This window comes from Sphingobium sp. IP1, assembly GCF_002708645.1.
In the GTDB taxonomy this organism is placed as follows: domain Bacteria; phylum Pseudomonadota; class Alphaproteobacteria; order Sphingomonadales; family Sphingomonadaceae; genus Sphingobium; species Sphingobium yanoikuyae.
This window is the reverse complement of record NZ_NOIW01000102.1, coordinates 1-19,005: the sequence shown is the minus strand read 5'-3', so window position 1 is coordinate 19,005 and position 19,005 is coordinate 1. Positions and strand designations below refer to the sequence as shown.

General features: G+C 61.5%; 18 protein-coding genes and 1 pseudogene. 5 read left to right on the top strand and 14 right to left on the bottom strand.

The window, feature by feature from the left end; genetic code table 11:
* Positions 1 to 146: 146 nt before the first annotated feature.
* From CG471_RS24105 to CG471_RS24090, 4 genes and pseudogenes are all read right to left on the bottom strand, one after another.
* Positions 147 to 434: pseudogene (locus CG471_RS24105) on the bottom strand (IS110 family transposase); the annotation flags it as partial.
* Between the two features lie 486 nt (positions 435 to 920).
* Positions 921 to 1,568, bottom strand: a complete 648-nt coding sequence (locus CG471_RS24100) for an ABC transporter ATP-binding protein (RefSeq protein ID WP_099234029.1) — start codon at positions 1,566 to 1,568, stop codon at positions 921 to 923.
* Positions 1,565 to 2,362, bottom strand: a complete 798-nt coding sequence (locus CG471_RS24095) for an ABC transporter permease (RefSeq protein WP_099234028.1) — start codon at positions 2,360 to 2,362, stop codon at positions 1,565 to 1,567. The genes CG471_RS24100 and CG471_RS24095 overlap by 4 nt, the downstream gene beginning before the upstream one ends.
* 2 nt (positions 2,363 to 2,364) lie before the next feature.
* Positions 2,365 to 3,528: a capsule biosynthesis protein gene (locus CG471_RS24090; protein WP_099234027.1), complete on the bottom strand. Its 1,164-nt coding sequence runs from the start codon at positions 3,526 to 3,528 to the stop codon at positions 2,365 to 2,367.
* Between the two features lie 174 nt (positions 3,529 to 3,702).
* Here CG471_RS24090 and CG471_RS24085 point away from each other — a divergent pair, with 174 nt between their 5' ends.
* From CG471_RS24085 to rfbA, 5 genes are read left to right on the top strand one after another with little or no spacing between them, the layout of a single operon-like run.
* Positions 3,703 to 4,848, top strand: a complete 1,146-nt coding sequence (locus CG471_RS24085) for a polysaccharide biosynthesis/export family protein (RefSeq protein ID WP_099234026.1) — start codon at positions 3,703 to 3,705, stop codon at positions 4,846 to 4,848.
* Between the two features lie 34 nt (positions 4,849 to 4,882).
* Positions 4,883 to 5,461 carry a dTDP-4-dehydrorhamnose 3,5-epimerase gene (gene rfbC, locus CG471_RS24080; RefSeq protein WP_099234025.1) on the top strand — a complete coding sequence of 193 codons (579 nt, stop codon included), beginning with the start codon at positions 4,883 to 4,885 and terminating at the stop codon, positions 5,459 to 5,461.
* Positions 5,462 to 5,465: 4 nt separating this feature from the next.
* Positions 5,466 to 6,527, top strand: a complete 1,062-nt coding sequence (gene rfbB, locus CG471_RS24075) for a dTDP-glucose 4,6-dehydratase (RefSeq protein ID WP_099234024.1) — start codon at positions 5,466 to 5,468, stop codon at positions 6,525 to 6,527.
* Positions 6,524 to 7,414 (top strand): dTDP-4-dehydrorhamnose reductase, encoded by an 891-nt coding sequence (rfbD, locus tag CG471_RS24070; protein WP_099234023.1) that lies wholly within the window; start codon positions 6,524 to 6,526, stop codon positions 7,412 to 7,414. Before rfbB ends, rfbD begins: the two co-directional genes overlap by 4 nt.
* 26 nt (positions 7,415 to 7,440) lie before the next feature.
* Positions 7,441 to 8,307, top strand: a complete 867-nt coding sequence (rfbA, locus tag CG471_RS24065; protein WP_099234022.1) for a glucose-1-phosphate thymidylyltransferase RfbA — start codon at positions 7,441 to 7,443, stop codon at positions 8,305 to 8,307.
* Positions 8,308 to 8,337: 30 nt separating this feature from the next.
* On the opposite strand, the gene CG471_RS24060 is transcribed toward rfbA, so the two are convergent.
* The 10 genes from CG471_RS24060 to CG471_RS24010 form a co-directional block, all read right to left on the bottom strand.
* On the bottom strand, positions 8,338 to 9,837 hold the full coding sequence (locus CG471_RS24060; RefSeq protein ID WP_180275792.1) for a phosphomannomutase: 1,500 nt from the start codon (positions 9,835 to 9,837) through the stop codon (positions 8,338 to 8,340).
* Positions 9,838 to 9,949: 112 nt separating this feature from the next.
* Entirely contained in the window at positions 9,950 to 11,188 is a 1,239-nt protein-coding gene (locus CG471_RS30330; protein ID WP_143560271.1) for a hypothetical protein, read from the bottom strand.
* 453 nt (positions 11,189 to 11,641) lie between these two features.
* Positions 11,642 to 11,932 carry a hypothetical protein gene (locus tag CG471_RS31500; protein ID WP_257211674.1) on the bottom strand — a complete coding sequence of 97 codons (291 nt, stop codon included), beginning with the start codon at positions 11,930 to 11,932 and terminating at the stop codon, positions 11,642 to 11,644.
* 146 nt (positions 11,933 to 12,078) lie between these two features.
* Positions 12,079 to 13,542, bottom strand: coding sequence for a mannose-1-phosphate guanylyltransferase/mannose-6-phosphate isomerase (locus CG471_RS24045; protein WP_099234020.1), 1,464 nt, complete (start codon positions 13,540 to 13,542; stop codon positions 12,079 to 12,081).
* A gap of 170 nt (positions 13,543 to 13,712) precedes the next feature.
* Positions 13,713 to 14,207: an aminotransferase class V-fold PLP-dependent enzyme gene (locus CG471_RS24040; protein ID WP_099234019.1), complete on the bottom strand. Its 495-nt coding sequence runs from the start codon at positions 14,205 to 14,207 to the stop codon at positions 13,713 to 13,715.
* Between the two features lie 380 nt (positions 14,208 to 14,587).
* A complete protein-coding gene (gene rlxS, locus CG471_RS24030) occupies positions 14,588 to 16,552 on the bottom strand; it encodes a relaxase/mobilization nuclease RlxS (RefSeq protein ID WP_373562071.1) in 1,965 nt (654 codons plus the stop codon).
* 251 nt (positions 16,553 to 16,803) lie between these two features.
* Positions 16,804 to 17,175 carry a hypothetical protein gene (locus CG471_RS24025; protein WP_099234031.1) on the bottom strand — a complete coding sequence of 124 codons (372 nt, stop codon included), beginning with the start codon at positions 17,173 to 17,175 and terminating at the stop codon, positions 16,804 to 16,806.
* 232 nt (positions 17,176 to 17,407) lie between these two features.
* A complete protein-coding gene (locus tag CG471_RS24020; protein WP_099234016.1) occupies positions 17,408 to 18,055 on the bottom strand; it encodes a lytic transglycosylase domain-containing protein in 648 nt (215 codons plus the stop codon).
* Positions 18,043 to 18,624, bottom strand: a complete 582-nt coding sequence (locus CG471_RS24015) for a S26 family signal peptidase (protein WP_099234015.1) — start codon at positions 18,622 to 18,624, stop codon at positions 18,043 to 18,045. The genes CG471_RS24020 and CG471_RS24015 overlap by 13 nt, the downstream gene beginning before the upstream one ends.
* Positions 18,621 to 18,851, bottom strand: coding sequence for a hypothetical protein (locus tag CG471_RS24010; protein ID WP_010335825.1), 231 nt, complete (start codon positions 18,849 to 18,851; stop codon positions 18,621 to 18,623). The genes CG471_RS24015 and CG471_RS24010 overlap by 4 nt, the downstream gene beginning before the upstream one ends.
* Positions 18,852 to 19,005: the final 154 nt, after the last annotated feature.

Here is a 19,005-nt window from a genome sequence, read left to right as displayed (position 1 = left end):
CAAACGGCCAGTTACAGGCAAAATGTTGTTAGCACATCCGGTTTTGCCCCCAAACCCACGCCTAGCAAAATCAAATACTTACCAGCTCGCGTTCCCTGCGTGTTCCGCCGGCACTGTTCAACTTGGGCATAGCTGGTGACCCAATCTTCGGACGCCAGCGAGCGGTGAATCCAGAAGCCGTCGAGCCCTGCTTCCTGAATAGCGATCACTCGATAGCGCAGGCCCTCGCGAGCTTCTACCTTGTCGCGCAAGGCAACCAGACATGCGAGCAGCGCAGGCATATCGCCGCCGGGCACCGAGTGACGAGACATCTTTTCAGTCCCCGGCGACAGCGACGTCACAAGCCAAGTCGATTTCGACAGTTCCAGCGAAACGAAAATTGCGCCAAGATCAACTCGGATGGCGGCAGGTTGCGAGACTAGGTCTGCTGACATGGCAAATCCTTTCAGAGTGGTTGGTAGCAAACCGACTCTGATCTCCCTCAGGCCGCTATCCAACTCTCATCATGGAATCTTTTCTGGTTGCAGCCTGTTGATGGGCGCGGACGATGGTGCTGTCGATCATCAGATACTGGTTATCACGGTCGGCGGTCAGCGCGCCGAACACCCGCTCCTACACATCTTCATGGCACCACCGGCTAATACGCCGATGGCCGGTCTTCCACCGACGGTAGCGTTCCGGTGGGCCGCACCATTGTGCACTTTAGCGCAAAATCCACAAACATCGGTTCACAAACAATCGGTTGTCCGATTCCGTTCGGCCCGGATCGCCTGCCTTGCCAGGCAGCAACGGGGCTATCCTCGTCCGCTGCACTTCGGTTAACTCGTACTGATTGATCCCCTTCCAGCCGCTCCGTACCTAAACCCGGAGCCCCATGCATCAGACATCTTTCGTATGTGAATCCTGAATGTCGATTCGGCCTAGAGCTTGGAGTAGCGGTCCAGAGCAAGATCTATGTCATCATAGGTCGTAGCGCGCCGATCCTGTATGACAATCGCTTTGTCACAATATTTCCGGATGAATTCGGTGCTGTGTGAAGCAATTATCATGGACCTTTCCGTCCGCTTCTCAAACATTTCCGTATGGCATTTCTGTTGGAAATTCTGGTCGCCGACCAGAATGATCTCGTCGATGAGATAACAGTCAAACTCGATGGCCAGCGACAGCGCGAAAGCCAGCCGCGCGCGCATGCCGGAAGAATAGGTCTTTACCGGCATCCGCAATTGTCGACCAAGCTCCGTGAACTCCTCAACGAATTGGCGGACGGTGGCATAATCCCGCTGGTAGATTCGTGCTATGAACCGGGCATTGTCGAAGCCCGTCAGACTGCCCTGAAAGCCGCCCGCGAAGCCCAGCGGCCATGATGTAGACATTGTGCGAACGATCTTGCCGGACGTTGGCATCTCCACACCCCCGATCAGCTTGATCAAGGTACTTTTGCCTGCGCCGTTGCGCCCCAAAAGCGCTACACGTTCACCCGGATTAACGACCAGATTGACGCTGTCCAACACTTGCTTTCGTCCACCCGCATGGGTGTAAGACTTCGAAATATTATCGCAGATAATCATTCGACGGTCAATTTCCGGCGAACATGACGGCAAAGAACCAGGCCAATCGCGGTGGCTACGGCCGCGCAAATGATCGGGTTCCAGGGATCATAATAGGCCGTGATCGTTTCGCCCCAGATGCCCTTACGCATCATTTCCATGCCGTTCACGAAAGGGGAGAGTAGCAGGAATTCGCGCACGCTGGGCTTCATCCAGGCTACCATGTAGAACAGGCCCGAAAAGGGGATCATAATATAGGTCGTCACGGGTATAAACTTTTCCATCGTTTCCGAAACTTCGGAGAGAGGGGCGATGACCATGCAAAGGGAAAAACAGAAGGCCGCATAGGAAAACCAGCCTGCCAAAAAAAGTCCGAAATCGGCAGGGATCGGGAATTCACCGAATATCATCAGCACTACCGCCATGAACAGATAGGCCATCATACCGCCGAGAAGTTCAATGATGAATCTGGCGAGGATGAAGTCGACAATTTTGATCTGCCGGTGATAGAGCAGGCTCTGGTTGACCGTGAAAATGGCCACGCTGCGAGATACGCCATGACGGAATAAGGTGATCGGGATATAGCCTGTCGCCACGAAGGCAATGATCCCCATGCCATGTTCTTCGGCGCCCCTGGTGAAATGCCAGAGGATTCCGACAAGTCCGGCGAACAGTAGCGGTTCGGCCATAATCCACAGGAATCCGATATTTTCCCGGCCAAAGCGAGTGATCAGTTCGCGAATCATCAGCGCGTGGAGCACGCGGACTTGAATGGCCCAGCCTGTGCTGAGTTTGGAAAAGCTGCTATTTGCCATGGTCAGTCTTCCGGTGCGTGCTCGAGAACGCCGACTGTAAACATCCATGCGATAAAGTAGAGGCACAGCGCCGCCGCTGCGACGATCAGAATATTGATCAACCGCTTAGGCAACAACGGCGTGTCGGGCGTGTTGGGATCGACCACACGTTCGAGGTAGAATTGCTGTCGCTGCGCATCGGCGCGGGCCTGCACCAGCGCAGCGTTGGCCGCATTTAGGCTCTGGGTCGCGAATTCCTGTTCGACCAACAGACTTTCATAACCCCCTAGTTTGGAAGCGATTCCGTTGTCATTACCCACAACGCGGCCGTCCTGAGAGGCGATCTGCATAGAAATTGCGTTGATCCTGTTGCGCAGCGCTGGGATGGATGGGTTACCGGGTGCTAAGCGCTGCATCAGGTCGAGCTGCGCCTGGAGCGCCGCGCGCTCGCCGATCATGGTGTTGGCGATCTCCAGAACGCCGACGGCCTGCTTGCTTGGGTCGATCAGTCCCTGAGCGTTGCGATATTGCCCCAGCGCAACCCGCGCCGCCTTTGCTCGCTGCGTTGCTTGGTCAACCTGCTTCTGCGCTTCGGCAATGCCCTTGTTCTGCGCGCGGCCATTTAGCCGGTTGACCAGGCCTTCGCTCAGATCAAGCAGTTCGTGGTTGATTATATAGGCGTCCTGCGGCGCGAAGGCCTTGACCTTGATGATGGCTGTTCCGTTCTCGGCATCCATCCGCGCCTCGACCATCTTGCCATAGTAGCGGAACAGGCTTTCAAAGCCGCCGTCGGAAAGAGGCTGCGGGAAACGGGACAAGAGATCGGCCTGGCCGGTGGCGAACTTGTCGCGGACGGCGATATTGCGTTCCAGCGCCTTGAGAGCGTCGCGCGACCGGACATAGGTCAACACCTCGTTCGCCTGTTCTTGGCCGCCCGACAGGCCGGTCGTCTGCACCAGGTTCGCCAGCGTCGACATCTGGGACCGCTTCTGGTCCGGGCTCTTGATGACGAATCGCGATTCCGAGATGTAGACGTCGGATGCGATCAGGCCGTAATAAAGCGTTGCCAGCAAGGTAGGGGTGACCACAAACAGCAGGAACCAGCGCCGTTTTTTCAGCCATCGCGCCCAGGCGGAACGCTGGACCGACGGATCGGCCTCGACGGAGAACGAGGGGTTGACGTTCATAAATCTGTGCAGTGCCTCATGCCGACCTAAGCTTTCTTCGCTAGGCCAACCTAGGCGAAGGCGCAAGGCCAAGCAGAAGCGGATGGTGCATGTGCGAGAGGAACTATTGTCCATTCTTCGATCACGATGCTAAGGCGTCCACTGACCCGCCCCAACCTTTCGAGATCATCATAGATGCAAGTTAAGAACAGCCTACATCTCACCCTGCTTGCAGGACTCGCAGGCTGCGCGACGCTGCCGTCCAGCGGTCCGACCGGCAGTCAGATCGAGAAGACGGCGACCGCCCCCAAGGATAGCGCGCCTATTCAACTGGTCGAGATTCTCGCGGTGGGCGACATACCCGTTTCCGCCGGCGATGCGACGGCGCTTGCGGCGCTCCTGCCAGATCTCGCGCCGACCCCGACAGACATGGTCGGCCCCGGCGACGTGCTGGACATCAGTATCTACGAAGCGGGCGTCACCCTGTTCGCAAGCGGTGCAGCTTCGGGCCCAGCAAGCCAGATGGCGACGCCCGGCGTCCAGGTGCAGAAGTTGCCGCCCGCGCGCATCGACGATCTTGGCGAAATCGCCATTCCCTATGCCGGCACACTGCACGTCGGGGGGCTGACAACGGGGGAGATCGAGGCGACCATTCGTAATGCGTTGCGTCGCCTATCGCAGAATCCGCAAGTTCTGGTCACACTGAATCAGACGATCACGAATTCGATCATCATCGGCGGGGAAGTGGCCAAACCGGGCAGGCTCGTGCTTCAGACCAATCGTGAGAGCCTATCCGACGTGATTGCACTGGCCGGTGGCTATCGCGGCAGTTCCAAGGATCTGATGGTGCGCATAATGCGCGGCACAACCCGTGTGGACGTTCGCGTCAACGATTTAGTCGAAAATCCGGCGCTCGACGTGCGCATTCATCCGGGCGACCGGCTAATGCTGGTGGACGATCCGCGAACCTATTCAATCCTGGGCGCGTCGGGCAAGGTCGAACAGGTACCCTTCCGCCGTTCATCGGTGTCGCTGGCAGAAGCGGTGGCGACCGCCGGCGGCGTCAATCCCAACCTTGGCGATCCCGCCGCGATTTTCCTGTTCCGCTATGTGCGGGACGAACAGGGCAAGGAAGTGCCGATCGTCTACCATCTCAACATGATGCAAACGGGTTCTTATTTTGTCGCCCAGAAGTTTATTATGCAGGACAAGGATGTCCTTTACTTCGGCAATGCAGCGGCTAATCAACCTAGCAAGCTCGTCCAGCTCATCAGCCAGCTCTTCTCGCCTGTTCTGACAGTTACAAGCGCCGTGTCGGTGATCCAGAACAGCAATAATTGATGATAGGAAATGCCGCTTTCTTCAAGGGGGTAATGTGGAAGTCCAGACCTACGATATTGCCGGCGTCAAACTTTTGATTCCCCGTCACATCGGCGACGAGCGCGGTTATTTCGCGGAAGTCTTCCGAGCCGATCTGTTCGCCAGCTACGTCGGCGACCATGGCTTCGTGCAGGACAATGAATCCCGCAGCGCCCGGGTCGGCACGATCCGCGGCCTGCATTTTCAGAGCGAGCCGCATGTCCAGGGCAAGCTGGTGCGCTGCACCGCGGGTGCGCTGTTCGACGTTGCCGTCGACATCCGCCAAGGTTCTCCTACCTATGGTCAATGGATCGGCGAAACGCTGAGCCCGGACAACGGCAAGCAGCTCTGGGTGCCTCCGGGCTTCGCCCACGGCTTCTGCTCGCTCGAACCAAATACCGTTATCAGCTACAAGGTGACGGGCTATTACAGCGCGGAATGCGATAAGGGCCTAGCCTGGGACGACCCGGCGATCGGCATCGCTTGGCCCGAGGTCGCGGACGCCGACACCCTTTCGCCCAAAGACCGCAAGCAGCCGCTTCTGTCCAACCTTCCCGCCTATTTTACTTGGCCAAATTCGATTGGGAGTGTTTAAATCCATGCGCGTGATCGTTACCGGCGGCGCCGGCTTCATCGGCTCCGCCCTTGTCCGCTATCTGGTGCTGGAAAAGGGCTATGATGTCCTGACCATCGACGCACTGACCTATGCCGGGTGCGAAGCGTCGCTCAAGGCGGTAGAAGATAAAAACAACCACCAGTTTCTGCATGCCAATATCTGCAACCGCGCCGCCATGGACGCGGCCATTGCCGGCTTTCAGCCTGACAGGATCATGCATCTGGCCGCAGAAAGCCATGTCGATCGTTCGATCACCGGCGCTGCCGATTTCATCCAGACCAATGTCGTGGGCAGCTTCACCCTGCTGGAGGCGGCGCGCGCCTATTGGAACGGGCTGGAAGGCGACGCCAAGGCGGCGTTCCGCTTCCTCCACGTGTCCACCGACGAAGTCTATGGCTCGCTGGGCGAGGAAGGGCTGTTCGAGGAAGTGACGCCCTATGATCCCAGTTCGCCCTATTCGGCGTCCAAGGCCGCGTCCGACCATCTCGCCAAGGCTTGGCAGCGCACCTATGGCCTGCCGGTTGTCGTGTCGAACTGCTCGAACAATTACGGCCCCTACCACTTCCCCGAAAAGCTGATCCCGCTGACCATTCTCAACGCGCTGGCGGGGCGCAAGCTGCCGGTCTACGGCAAGGGCGAGAATATCCGCGACTGGCTTTATGTTGACGATCACGCCCGCGCGCTCGACCTTATCATCGAAAAGGGCGAGCCGGGCGAAACCTACAATGTCGGCGGCCGCAACGAGCGTAAGAATATCGACGTGGTGCTCCGCATCTGTTCGGTGCTGGATGCGCTGGTCCCGACCGACAGCCCGCGCGCCGACCTGATCGAATATGTGACAGATCGCCCCGGCCATGACGCGCGCTATGCGATCGACGCGACTAAGCTGGAAACCGAACTGGGCTGGCGCGCACAGGAGAATTTCGACAGCGGGATCGAAAAGACGGTGCGCTGGTATCTGGACAATGAATGGTGGTGGCGCCCGCTGCGCGACCAGTATGACGGGCAGCGCCTGGGCCTTACGGAAGCCAAGGTGCCTGCATGAAGATAGCCGTCACGGGAACGGCGGGACAGGTTGTCTCCAGCTTGGTCGAACGTGGCGCGGCCGCAGGGCATGACATTGTCGCGATCGGCCGTCCGGACCTGGACCTCGCCGATCCCGCTTCGGTCGCCCGAGCGCTGGAAGCGATCGCCCCCGACGCGATCGTGTCCGCCGCCGCCTACACGGCGGTGGACAAGGCGGAAGGCGAGAGTGATATCGCCTTCGCCGTTAACGGCGCGGGCGCGGGTGCGGTGGCCCAGGCGGCCAGCGCGCTGGGCGTGCCGCTGATCCATATCTCGACTGACTATGTCTTCGATGGCAAGGGCGACCGCCCCTATGTCGAAAGCGATCCCACCGGCCCCACCGGCGTGTATGGCGCGTCCAAGCTGGCGGGCGAGCAGGCCGTGCTGGCGGAGCATGGCGACAATAGCGCGGTGTTGCGCGTTGCCTGGGTCTACAGTCCGTTCGGCGCCAATTTCGTCAAGACCATGCTGCGCTTGGCCGGCGATCGGGACGAAGTGTCGGTGGTCGCCGATCAGGTCGGCAACCCGACCAGCGCGCTGGCGATTGCAGACGGTATCCTTCAGGTGGCCGCCAATCTGGTGGCGGACAGCGCCACGTCACTGCGCGGCATATTTCACATGACAGCGCAGGGCGAAGGAAGCTGGGCCGACTTCGCCGAAGCCATCTTCGCCACATCGGCCGCACGCGGCGGACCATCAGCGCTGGTGCGTCGGATTAGTACGGCCGACTATCCCACGCCCGCCGTCCGACCCGCCAACTCGCGGCTTGACTGCGGCCTGATTGCGCAGGTCCATGGAGTGGTCCTGCCGGACTGGCGCAGTTCGCTGGACGGGGTGATGGATCGCCTGCAACCAACCCAAAGCTGAACCGAATTCAAGAGGAAAGACGACGCATGAAGGGTATTATTCTCGCCGGGGGTAGCGGCACGCGCCTCTATCCGATGACGCTATCGACGTCGAAGCAGCTCATGCCGGTCTATGACAAGCCGATGATCTATTATCCGCTCAGTACACTAATGCTTGCGGGCATCCGCGAAGTGCTCATCATTTCCACTCCGCGCGACTTGCCCGCTTTCCGTTCGATGCTGGGCGACGGGTCGGCCTGGGGCATAACGATCGACTATGCTGAGCAGCCCAGCCCGGACGGGCTCGCGCAGGCCTATATCATCGGCGCCGATTTTGTCGCTGGACAGCAGTCAGCGCTGATACTGGGCGACAATATCTATCATGGGCACGGCCTGCCGGAAATACTGTCCAGCGCATCCTCACGCACCAGCGGCGCCAGCGTCTTCGCCTATCATGTCAACGATCCCGAACGCTATGGCGTGGTCAGTTTCGATCAGGGCATGAAGGCGATCACGATTGAGGAAAAGCCGGAAAAACCGCAGTCCAACTGGGCAGTGACCGGCCTTTACTTCTATGACGAACAGGTGGTCGACATCGCCGCCGATCTGAAGCCTTCGTCGCGCGGCGAATTGGAGATAACCGACGTCAACCGCATTTATCTGGAACGCGGCGAACTGAACGTCGAAATCATGGGCCGGGGCTATGCCTGGCTCGATACCGGCACGCCCGACAGTCTGCTCGACGCAGCCGATTTCGTCCGCGTTCTGGAAAAGCGTCAAGGCTTCAAGATCGCCAGCCCGGAGGAAATCGCATTCCGCCAGGGCTTTATTGACGGTCCGCAACTGGAACAGGCGATCGCCAAGCTTGGCAAGTCTGACTATGGCCGCTATCTGCGCGGCATATTGGCGGAATGATCGAACGGTGGACCGCCTGACACAGTTTGGTCAGGTGGTCCCCGGGACCTTATAGTCCCGCACCAGCGACAGGCTGTATTCGTTGAGTATCGCCGCCCGTTCTGGATTATCGCTTTCGGTGTAGCAGCGCAGTTCCGGGGCATTGCCGCTGGGTCGCAGATGGATGATGTCGCCATTTGCGAAATGGATACGCAGGCCATCCGTCCGGTCAATCCCGTTCGCAGGCCCGGACAGAGCGCCGAACATGGCCGACAGCCGGGCCAGAATATGGATTTCCGGGCCTTGCTCCAGATGGGCGATCAGCGCCTGGCTCTGTGCCGTGGGATAATTTTGCAGCCGCTCGCTGCAAGTATAGCGCGCCGGTAACTGGGCCTGGAGCGCGGAAAGCGTCACCCCACGCCGACGTGCGTCGACCAGCACCGACAGGATCGGCAACACCGCGTCGCGGGTGGGAAGGGCAGGTAGGATGCGCTCAGCCGTCTCCACCGCTGTCGCCAGCAGGAAGCCGCCATTGGCCTCGTAGCCGCAAACCGTTCCAAATCCTTCGTCGACCAGTGCGTTCATAGCCTCGATGACAAAGGGCGACCCGATGCGGGTGCGGCGGACCGCATCGAACAGGCCCGACAGTTCGACCGCACTGTTGCAACTGATCGGCGTCGCTACTGCGCGGAGGCCCAGTGTGCGGGCGCATAATATGCCCAGCACGTCGCCGCGCATCCAGGCGCCGGTTTCGTCAGCCAGCAACGGTCGATCGCTATCCCCATCAGTCGACAGAATCGCGTCCAGCCCCAGTTCGCCCGCCCATCGCCGGGCCAGCGCCTGGTCTTTGGGGCGCACCGCTTCGGTATCGACGGGGATGAAGCGGTCGGACCGGCCGAGACGAACCGCCTTGCCGCCCAGCGCCTCGACCAGCGCGACAAGGATGTCGCGACCGACCGCCGAATGTTCGTAGACGCCCAGCGTCATGCTGCTGAGGGCTTGTGATCCGAAATAGTCGATATAGCGCGCGATATAGGCGGTGGCGGCATCGACCGGCGCTTCGGCGGGCTGCGCGTCCCTGAGCATCCCTTCCCCGTCGAACAGGTCGGGCAAGGCCACGCTTTGCGCGCGTATCGCCAGCTCGTCGGGCTTCAGCACCTCGCCATCGGTGCGGTTGAACTTGATGCCGTTGCGGTCGTCGGGAATATGGCTGCCCGTCACCATCAGCGAAGGAATGTCCTTCGCAAAGCCGTGGGCGGCAACGGCGGGCGAGGGGACAAAGCCGCAGTCATCGACCAGCCCACCCATATGGCGGATCGCCGCGGCGCATGCCGCCATGATGCGCGGCGTGGACGGGCGCAGGTCGCCCGCGATCGCCACGGCGCGGCCGGGGGAGAATTGGCCGATCGTCGCCAGATGCTGAAGAAAGGCGCAGGTGTAGGCGAAGCAGACCCGGTCGGTCATCGCGCTGACCAGCCCGCGCGCGCCGCTGGTGCCGAAGGCGACGCCGGACTGGGTCATCAGGTCGGCGATGGAAATGGATTGGGTCATAAACAGGGACATGCTTGGTCGGGCGGCAAAAGGAAAGTCCGTTCGTCGGCCCGGACGCCTTTGCGTGCGATCGGTCGCACCGCCGGATCGGGATTTTGGGCGATCGGGATTTTCAGGGGCTTGATTGCAGCGCCCCGTCGAAGCTGTTTTTCGACAGGCCGACCCCGGTCAGGCGTGCGCCGACGGTACGAATATTAGTGCGATTGGAAAAGGTGACGGAACTTACCGAAAAATCCTGCATCCTGTCGCCATTGGCGATCGTATCGGCGTCGATCAGCACGCCGAAGCCGTTCGATCGCGGGCCGTTGTTGGACACTTTGCCGCCGATGATCTCCACATCGCTGACCGGCGCGCCGGCGGACGAGAATTTGCCGCCGTTTATATAGTAGAAATAATAGCCGACGCCGGGCGTTACACCACCCGGATTGTCGTGAATGTTATTGTTGATGAAGCGATAGCCTTTGCCCGATGCGACGGCCACGCCAGTCCTGAAATTGGAGGCGTCCAGATTTTCCACCGTGACATCCTTTGTCTGGCGGAAGGCGATACTCGTGCGATTATGCGATGCCAGCGGACCATCCTGTATGGTTGAGAAGCATTTTTCCCCCATCTGCCCCGCGCCCGATTGCCCATCAGAATCGGCGCCGTTTGCAACCACATCCTTGATCCTGACCGATTTGAGAAAGGCAAGGTCGAAGCAGATGCCAACCCCCTGCATCTTCAGTCGCACGAATTCGCCGGATACGATCCAATCGCCCGCAAAAGCCGCGCCCAAGCCACCATAGCCAGTAAAGGCGGCGTCTGATACCCGGAAACGCTCCACATTGGCAAGTCCGATCGCTACATTTTCCGCGCTTGGCGACAATCCCGCTCGACTGCCGATGAAGCTGCCGCCTTTCCAACTCCAGTCTGATGCGCGATCAAAGGTGAAGGTAGTTGTGAGCGGAATCGAGTGATGCGTGATGAATGTTGCGCCAGTCGCAATCACGTTGAATTTTGATTTTTGCGATACAAGGACACTCGTGCGATTGAAGGCTGGATAGCCAGGTGGGATATTAGTCTTGAAGCAATAAATGCGTCCCGGTGGAAAGAAAATCGTCTTTCCTTCAATCCTGCCGGAAAAAATGAGCCGTATGGCTGGCGCATCGTCATGAGAGCAGCCGATGCCCTTCACGCCATGATCAAGCACGTTGATGCGGCCGGCGAGCGAGGAACGAGACTTAGATATGGCTTTGACGACGCGCTGTTGCGCCGGGGCTGCGCCCTTCACCTCGCCCGGCCCGGTGACGATAAGTAGCAAGTCGACAAGAGCTGCAATGATGATGGTAATGCCGATTAACATATTCGACAAGGGTCTCTCCTTCCTTCCCCGCGTCCCAAACGCATCATCGGCCAAAGGGTCGCATGGCTAGTAAAGTCGTGTGGGCCAATAGGGGACGACGCGCTACTAGACATTGGAGGCCTGGGATTGGCTCCGTTCAGCCGCCGCTCGAAATCCCCGCTTGCGCCAGTGCGCGATCGAGATAGCGGCGAAAGGCCCGGGTGAGAGCCGCGTCGCGTGCGTGCAGTCAGGCCAGGGCCACCGACGGCGGACACTGGTTGATCTCCTGCGCGGTGACGGGTGCCGACGCCAGATAGCTGCGGCGCAACCGCTGCGCTGCTCAGTTGCGCTAAAAATCGATCATCCGGTCGTCGGGGCCAATATTGAAGCACATCGGTATTTCGGATCGCACCGCGTCGGTCGCGCTATGGCCAGATTCTGCCTTAGACCAGTCGATGGCTATTATCCCCGCCGGGTTCATCATCACACTGCCCAGGTGAAAATCGCATCGGTCACTGCCGTGCCTTCGGGTAGGCTTTCAAGATTGGCGATCGCGGCGCGCTGCGTTGCCGCAGGCGCGTAGCCATCGGCGATCTCAGTGGCCAGAACCTGTTTAAAGGGGCGTAGCAACCCTGCCATCTTTTCCAGCGCCAAGGCGGCGCGCATTGGGTTGCTGCGTATCCAGTCAATTAGCGTCTCACCTTTCAGCCGAGGATGGGCGATGTCCCGGCGCCCTTCGCGATCATCGTGACCGATCGCGGCGGCGACCGGCACGAAGCAGCATGGGCCGATGGAACCGCTTCCCGGGCGATCATCTCATCTGACACGCTGTCGCGGAACAGCTTAAGCACCCGGCCATCGTCCGGGTCGAACAGCTCCGCGCTCGCGCTGCTGACCATGAGGCGCACGCCCGTTCCGCCCTATCCCCGCGCGTAGCGGTCTTCATAACGCACGATATCATCCTCGCCGACATAGGGGCCGGTCTGCACCTCGATAAACACCATGGGGATTCGGCCCGGATTTTCGATCCGGTGCTGGGCGCCTACGGGGATGTAGATGGACTGGTTTTCCGTCAAAAGCGAAACTTCGGCGTCCAGGGTCACCCGGGCCGTGCCTTCGACCACGATCCAATGTTCGGAGCGATGAAAATGGCTTTGCAGGCTGAGTGATGCGCCCGGCAGCACGGTGATCCGCTTCACTTGGAAGCGGCCGCCGACCAGCAGACTTTCATACCAGCCCCATGGGCGGTGATCCTTGGGGAAGGTTTCGGCCTGTACCGCGCCCTTGCGCTGGAGCGCCTCGACCACCTTCTTCACATCCTGGGTGCGGGACTTGTCGGCGATCAGCACGGCGTCGTTCATCGCCACGGCGACGATATTGTCGAGGCCGAGGCCGACAATCTCCAGCCCCTCGGTCTCCGAACGCAGCAGCACGTTGCGGCAATCCAGCGCCGTCGCCGCGCCCGACAGGGCGACGCCGTCCGCATCGGGCTGCATATGGCTCCACACCGAATCCCAGTCGCCCAGGTCCGACCAGCCCGCATCATAGGGCACGACCGACAGATTGTCGGCCCGTTCCATGATCGCATAGTCGATCGCCAGATTGTCCGCCCGGCTCCATGGTTCTTCGGCCAGGCGCAGGAAGCCGAGGTCGGATTCCGCCTGCTCCACCGCTTGCTGCACCGACGCGAACATGGTGGGGGCGTGGCGCTGGAAGGCGGCGATGATGTCGCGGGCGGCGAACAGGAAGATGCCCGCATTCCACAGATAATTGCCCGTCGCCAGCATCTCCGCCGCACGTTGGGCATTGGGCTTTTCGACGAAGCTCGCCAGCTTGATCGGTTGGCCCGATCCGTCCGGCCGATCGGCGATCTCCAGATAGCCATAGCCGGTTTCCGGCCGCGTGGGCTGGATGCCGAAGGTGACCAGATCACCCTTCGCCGTCGCCGCCAGCCCCTTGCCCACCGCCTCGCGGAAGGCCGCGGCGTCGGTGATGACATGATCGGACGGCGCGACGAGCAGGACCGCATCGGGCTGTTTCGAGGCCAGGTGCAGGGCGGCCGCCAGGATGGCCGGCGCGGTGTTGCGGCCCTCCGGCTCGATCAGGATGGCTTCGGGGTCGATGCCTTCCTGCGCCAGCTGCTCGGCGATGATGAAACGGAACAGCGAATTGGTCAGCACCATCGGCCTGGCGAAGCGGAAGGCGTCGGTCGCGCCGGACAGGCGTCGGGCCGCGTCCTGAAACAAGGTCCCCGCGCCCAGCAACGGCACGAATTGTTTGGGATAGGATTTGCGGGACAGCGGCCAGAGCCGCGTTCCGGAACCGCCCGCCAAAATGACGGGCGTGATGAGGATTTCAGAATCGGCAGGATTCGCCTTCGCCATAATGTCCGCTCAACCTTTTGCATGCCCCGCGATCGCCGGGATGTTTGCACAATGCTATGCAGGAACTGCGACAAGCCACAATGTAGCGGCCCCGTTTTTCCGCGATGCGCCAGCCGTAACTTCCATTTCGCGCCGCAGCAATTTTTATATGGCCTTTGGCTGCCGTCTCATCAGTCCGCGTAGGAAGGACACGCGACGCGGCAGCAAGATCGCGTCCGGCACAGGGGGAGCCGGCGACACTCCATCCAAGCGCTGATGCCGAAAGGACGAATGGTCGAACGCTGGTTTGGAATGCCGAGTACGCGGTCCGGAATTGGGAGCTGTAGATCAACGACCGTTATAGAAGGAAGAAACAAGAACAATTGTGCTGTCGCAAGGATCGCGCCGATGCCCTGTGGACCGTAGACCTTGTGCGCCGACACAGTGGCCAGGTCGAAGTCGCGACCGATCCGCGGCGGGATGCTCCCTACTGCCTGGGTGGCATCGCAGTGATACAGACCATCAAGCCCCTGGGCGAGCGTCGTCGCGATGTCGGCGATCGGCTGGACCGTTCTCACGTCGTAGTTGACCGCCATGACGGAGGCTAGATCGACGCCGTCTCCGAGCAAGGCTTCGAGCGCGTTGAGATCAACGATTCCCGTCTCATCTACGGCGGCTAGCCGCACGTCAACGCCTTCAAGGAACCTAGTGCGATACGATAAATAACTGAGCGGTCGCTTCCTCCCGAAGTTGCAAGGCCCGGTTCACGAAGATCGATTGGTGGTTTGAAAGCGTGTTAGGTCGCACCTCTAATTCGCGGGAAATGTCGCCAAACGCGATGCCGTCCTGGCCGGCCTTTTCCAGCTGCTTGAATGCGGCGAGTCTGATTTGCTGACCTAGCGTAGCAGACATCCTGGCTACGTCTATTGCTTGCATATCCCCACGAAAGGCGAATTATCGAATCGTGTCCGCATAGATTATGTAGATCATGTCGCCCGTCAGCGAACCGGATGCTGCAACATTCCTAAAAATGAAGTTGGCGCGTAAACTATGTAGCTTACCTCCTTTATCCAATAGTTGGGCCAGATCGTCCGCGGCTAAGCTGCCAGTTGATGCCGTCGGCGTGCATGATACCCAATGCCGCTTTTCCGACACTGCGCTCGAGCACGTCGCGCCACGGCACCAACGTGAAGTCCCGCGATCGCTCGACAACAGCGAAACTTCCACTTTCCAGATCGACCCGACGGGCGATCTTTCCCTCGATCCTCTCACCGATCCGCGCGGGTTCGAACCGTTTCCCGATTTCGTCGCCGAGCCGCTCGCCGGCATGCTGCAATTCACGTCTCCGCAGTGTGTCCAGCGCGCCGCCCCGGTAGCGAAACCCGGGCTGCTCTTCGTCCGCCAGTTGCTGCTCGACCAGCCACTGCCGCCGCGCCGCGAGCGCGTTCTGCACCTCCCGTCCATATCCCACGTCGCGCATGGCGCCATGACCACCCTCGGCAAGCGCACTATCAAGCCAGGTCGGCGCTTCCTTGACTGCCAGTTCGTCGACCGGGGACCGCGACAGCAATTTCAGCGTGACTGGCCGGTCGCGCTGCTGGGCTCTGGCATAGGCATCGGCCCGAGCGAGATGATCGTCGGTAATCGTCCAGCTTCCATCAGCGAGGCGCTCGGGTCCGGTGCCCGCGCGCCGCATCGCCTCGAGCCGCCGGACATGGCTGGTTGCGAACGCCTCGCTGGCGCCCGGATCGTGCGCCAGGTGCAGATCGATCGAGTAGCGCCCGCCATTGGCGCGGGCGACCGCATCGACGGTGCGATCAGCCTGGGTCGCCTCGATCCGCGACGGCGCGACCCGTACCGTCGATCCTTCGGGAACCGATGGCGTGGCATCGCCCCGGCCTGTATCGACATAATGGACCCGGCCATCGATCCCGTCGATCATCAGGTAGTGCCGGTCGCGGTGCTCATCGGAAAAGCCACGCTGGATCACCCGTCCGACGATCGGTTCTCGAAGGTCATTGGACACGACCTGCTCGACGCCAGCACGGTCAAGCCTGCGGGCGGTCAGTTCTCGCTGCATGAGGCGGATGATGTCGCCGCGCTCCCCCATCCGGCGGAGCGTTTCCTCCAGCCCCTCGGCAAGCCTGTAGCGTCCGCCACCAACATCGTCGGCCAGACCCATCGCCTTGAGCTTGCGCAGCCGTCCCGCCGCGACCGATTGCTGGAAGGGATCATTGTCGGCCGGCGACACCGTTCGGTCGACGTCCATGCGGCGGACCAGCCGGCGGTCGATCGCGGTCAGCCGTTCCTGGTCGACATCATGGCGCAGGCGCGCCTCGATCTCACGGTCGGTACGAGGACCAAGGTCGAGCGTCACAAGCTCCGAGGCGCGCTCGCGAAGCCCGTGCGAGATATACTCCCGCGCGATGACCAGATTGTCGCCCCGGTCATCGACGCCGCGCAGCACGATGTGGGTATGCGGACGCTCGGTATTGAAGTGGTCGACCGCGACCCAGTCCAGCTTCGTGCCGAGGTCCTGCTCGACCTGGGTCATCAGTCGCCGGACATAGGGCTTGAGGTCGGGATATTCCGCGCCGTCCTCGGCCGATACGATGAAGCGAAACTGATGGCGGTCGCCGGCGGTCCGCTTGAGGAAATCACCGCCATCTGCGCGGTCGGCCTCGGGACCGTAGAGTTCGCCCGGCAAGCCCTCGCGCGTCACCCCGTCGCGCTGGATGTAGCGCATGTGCGCGCGGGCGGCTTGGCCGCCCTTGCCATCCAGGCGGATCAGGCTCGCCTTCACCACGGCACGGCGCCCGCGAAAGCCCGCGAGCCGGTCGCGGCTCGACAGCAATCGCCCCATGCTCGCGCCGCGCCCGATCCGACTGCCGTCGAACCGTCGCGTACGGACTCCGGTCTTCGTGCCGGCAAGGCGTGCCGCAGCGCGGATGCGGCCGCCATATTTGAGGACCTTCTTGCCATCCTTGCCGCGCTGGCTGCCGAATTTGGGGGTGAAATCGTCGTCAGACATCGTGAAGTACCTCAGTCTCGCGATTTCTAGCAGGAAATGGCTGATTTCGGCCATTCCTGCTCTGGCCGTCTCGCGGCTGCAATCGTCTGTCTCGTGAAAAAAGGATGTGCAGACAAATGCTTGGCAGGGGGCGCGAGACACTGCCTTTATCTTGTTTCCCGTTTCTCCCTTCTCCCATTTCCTTCCGCCTCAAAAAAGGGGGAGAGACGACGCCGAACCAACGACGCCTCTCCACCCGAGCTCTTCGCTGGTCAGTGCGCATGGAGCATCCCGTCGCGCGCCTCCGTTCGATCCGGGGCGACACGGCACCCGGTCATGCCATGGGCATTCCCGTCGCCATCCACGAGCATGATGGCAGTGAACCACGCCCCATCAAGGCAGCCACAGATGGCGACCCGGTCCAGTTCAAATTCTGCTTCATCGGGGTCCTCATAGAGGCCCAGCCAGCGCTCCTCGCTCCGTGCATCCCACCGGAAATCAACCTCTTCGGCCTCCAGGAACTGACGCGCCAGACCTTCCGCCGCGCCGCGCCCGTACTCCCGCTCCAGCCCTGCGACCAGCGCCGACACGGCCTTGTCATTGCATCCGGGAAACGCCGTTTCGATGTGCTGAACCATGCCCATAATGACCTCCTTCGCTCTCGTTCCCATCATCGAGAACGGCGTTTCGAGGACGGCTGGCGCAGCGGCTGTCAGGGCCGATGAGCGAAGCGAAGAGCCGCGAAGCGGACGTGGGGGGAACCGATTTGCGCAGCAGATCGGGGGGTACCCGCGGGCCTTGATAGCCGCTGCGCCAGCCGTCACACTCGGCCTATCGAGACGAGCTTCCTCCCTCTCGCGGGCACGCGACCTCACGTCATTGCTCCTGCGACAGGGCGACAAAGAGTGACCCCTTGGGCTGCGCATCAAGTCTATCGGAAGGCGGCGATGCCGGTATCTTTCGGACGGCGAAGAGTCCCTCCACCGGCCGCGCCGTTGCGGGCACCCGGTCGCTTTCCTGTGTGTCCGGCGCGACGCTGGCAAGATAGCCGACGGTCTCGCGCGGAAGGCTAGCGCGACCTGCGAGATAGTCTGCATAGCGCGCCGGCCCCGCATTATAGGCCGCGAAGAGCCCCGGATAACCGAAGCGGTCGTACATCAATCGGAGGTAGAAGGTGCCCGCGAGGATATTGTCGCGCGGGTCGTCCGGATCGACGCCAAGGCCGAGCCGCGCGCGGATGTCCAACCAGGTCCCGGGCATGACCTGCATCAGTCCGATGGCCCCTGCCGACGAACGGATCGGCCGCCCGTCCTGGACGGTGCGGCCCCGGCTCTCGGCCTGCATCACGCGCTCGATCCAGGCGACCGGCACGCCGAAGCGCAGCGATGCCTCGCCTATGTAGGGCCGCCATGTGGACACCGTCGATGCAGGCTGCCCGGCCGATGACGGACCAGTGGACTGGGCCGATATCGGCACCGGCGCGGCGAATGCGAGGGCGGCGACCGTCAATCTCAGCGGCGCCATAGCAGCTGCGCCTTGCCGACGAGATCCGTGCCCTCGCTCACCCCGACATAGCGCCCGTCGAACGAATCGGCACTGTCCATCAGCAGGAAGAGTTGCTGCCGCCGGAGCATGCGACAGCCATGCCACGACGGCATGACCCGCCCCATGGCATCGAATTTCTTGCGCCTTGCTACCGGCCGTCCATTGACGAAGACTTGGTCGCCGAGCGCGCAAACCTCGTCGCCGGCCTCGGCCGCGACACGCTTCACGAGCGGGACATTGTGGGGGAGATAGCGCCGGGCCGCAGCGAGCGCCCGGAAGGGTTCGGGCAGGCGCGCCACCACCATGTCGCCTGTCATGACGGGCGCGCCGGGACTGACTTGGTAGAGCCCGATCGGGGCGCTCGCGCTGGCATTCCAGAGCAGGCGCGGTGTTGGCGGAAGCATCGCCGAGCCGAGTACCAGACCCGCGCCCAGGCCGACGAGGAAGAAGCGCCAGCGGCGGCGGCGCTGCACTTCCTTGCGCAGGCGAAGCGTCTCGCCCCAGGCGAGCAGCGGCGCGTCCTTGAAGCGACTGCGACGGCCGCTCATTTGGAAATGCCCCGCGCACTCTGTTCGCGCGACCAGGCATCGAGATCGTCGATATGATATTGGACGTAGCGGCAATGGCGGCGGAATACCGGCCCCGTGCCGAGGCGTCGCATCCGCCGCAGCAGCAGCCCGGAAATCTTGAGATAGGCCGCCGCCTGCTCGGTATTCAGGAAGGGCGAGCCGCGCTTGGCGCGGGTCGCCCGGGCGATCTGGTCGTCGTCGTCCATGATGAGCCATCCTTTCAATAAAGCGACCCATGGCGATGGGTTCGCGATATCGAGGATGGCGGGCGGGATACCGGGCCGGGAGTGTCGAAACCGGCAACGGCGTTTTCGACACAGCATGAAAGGTCCCCGCGCCGGGTTCGGCGCGGGGGTCGTG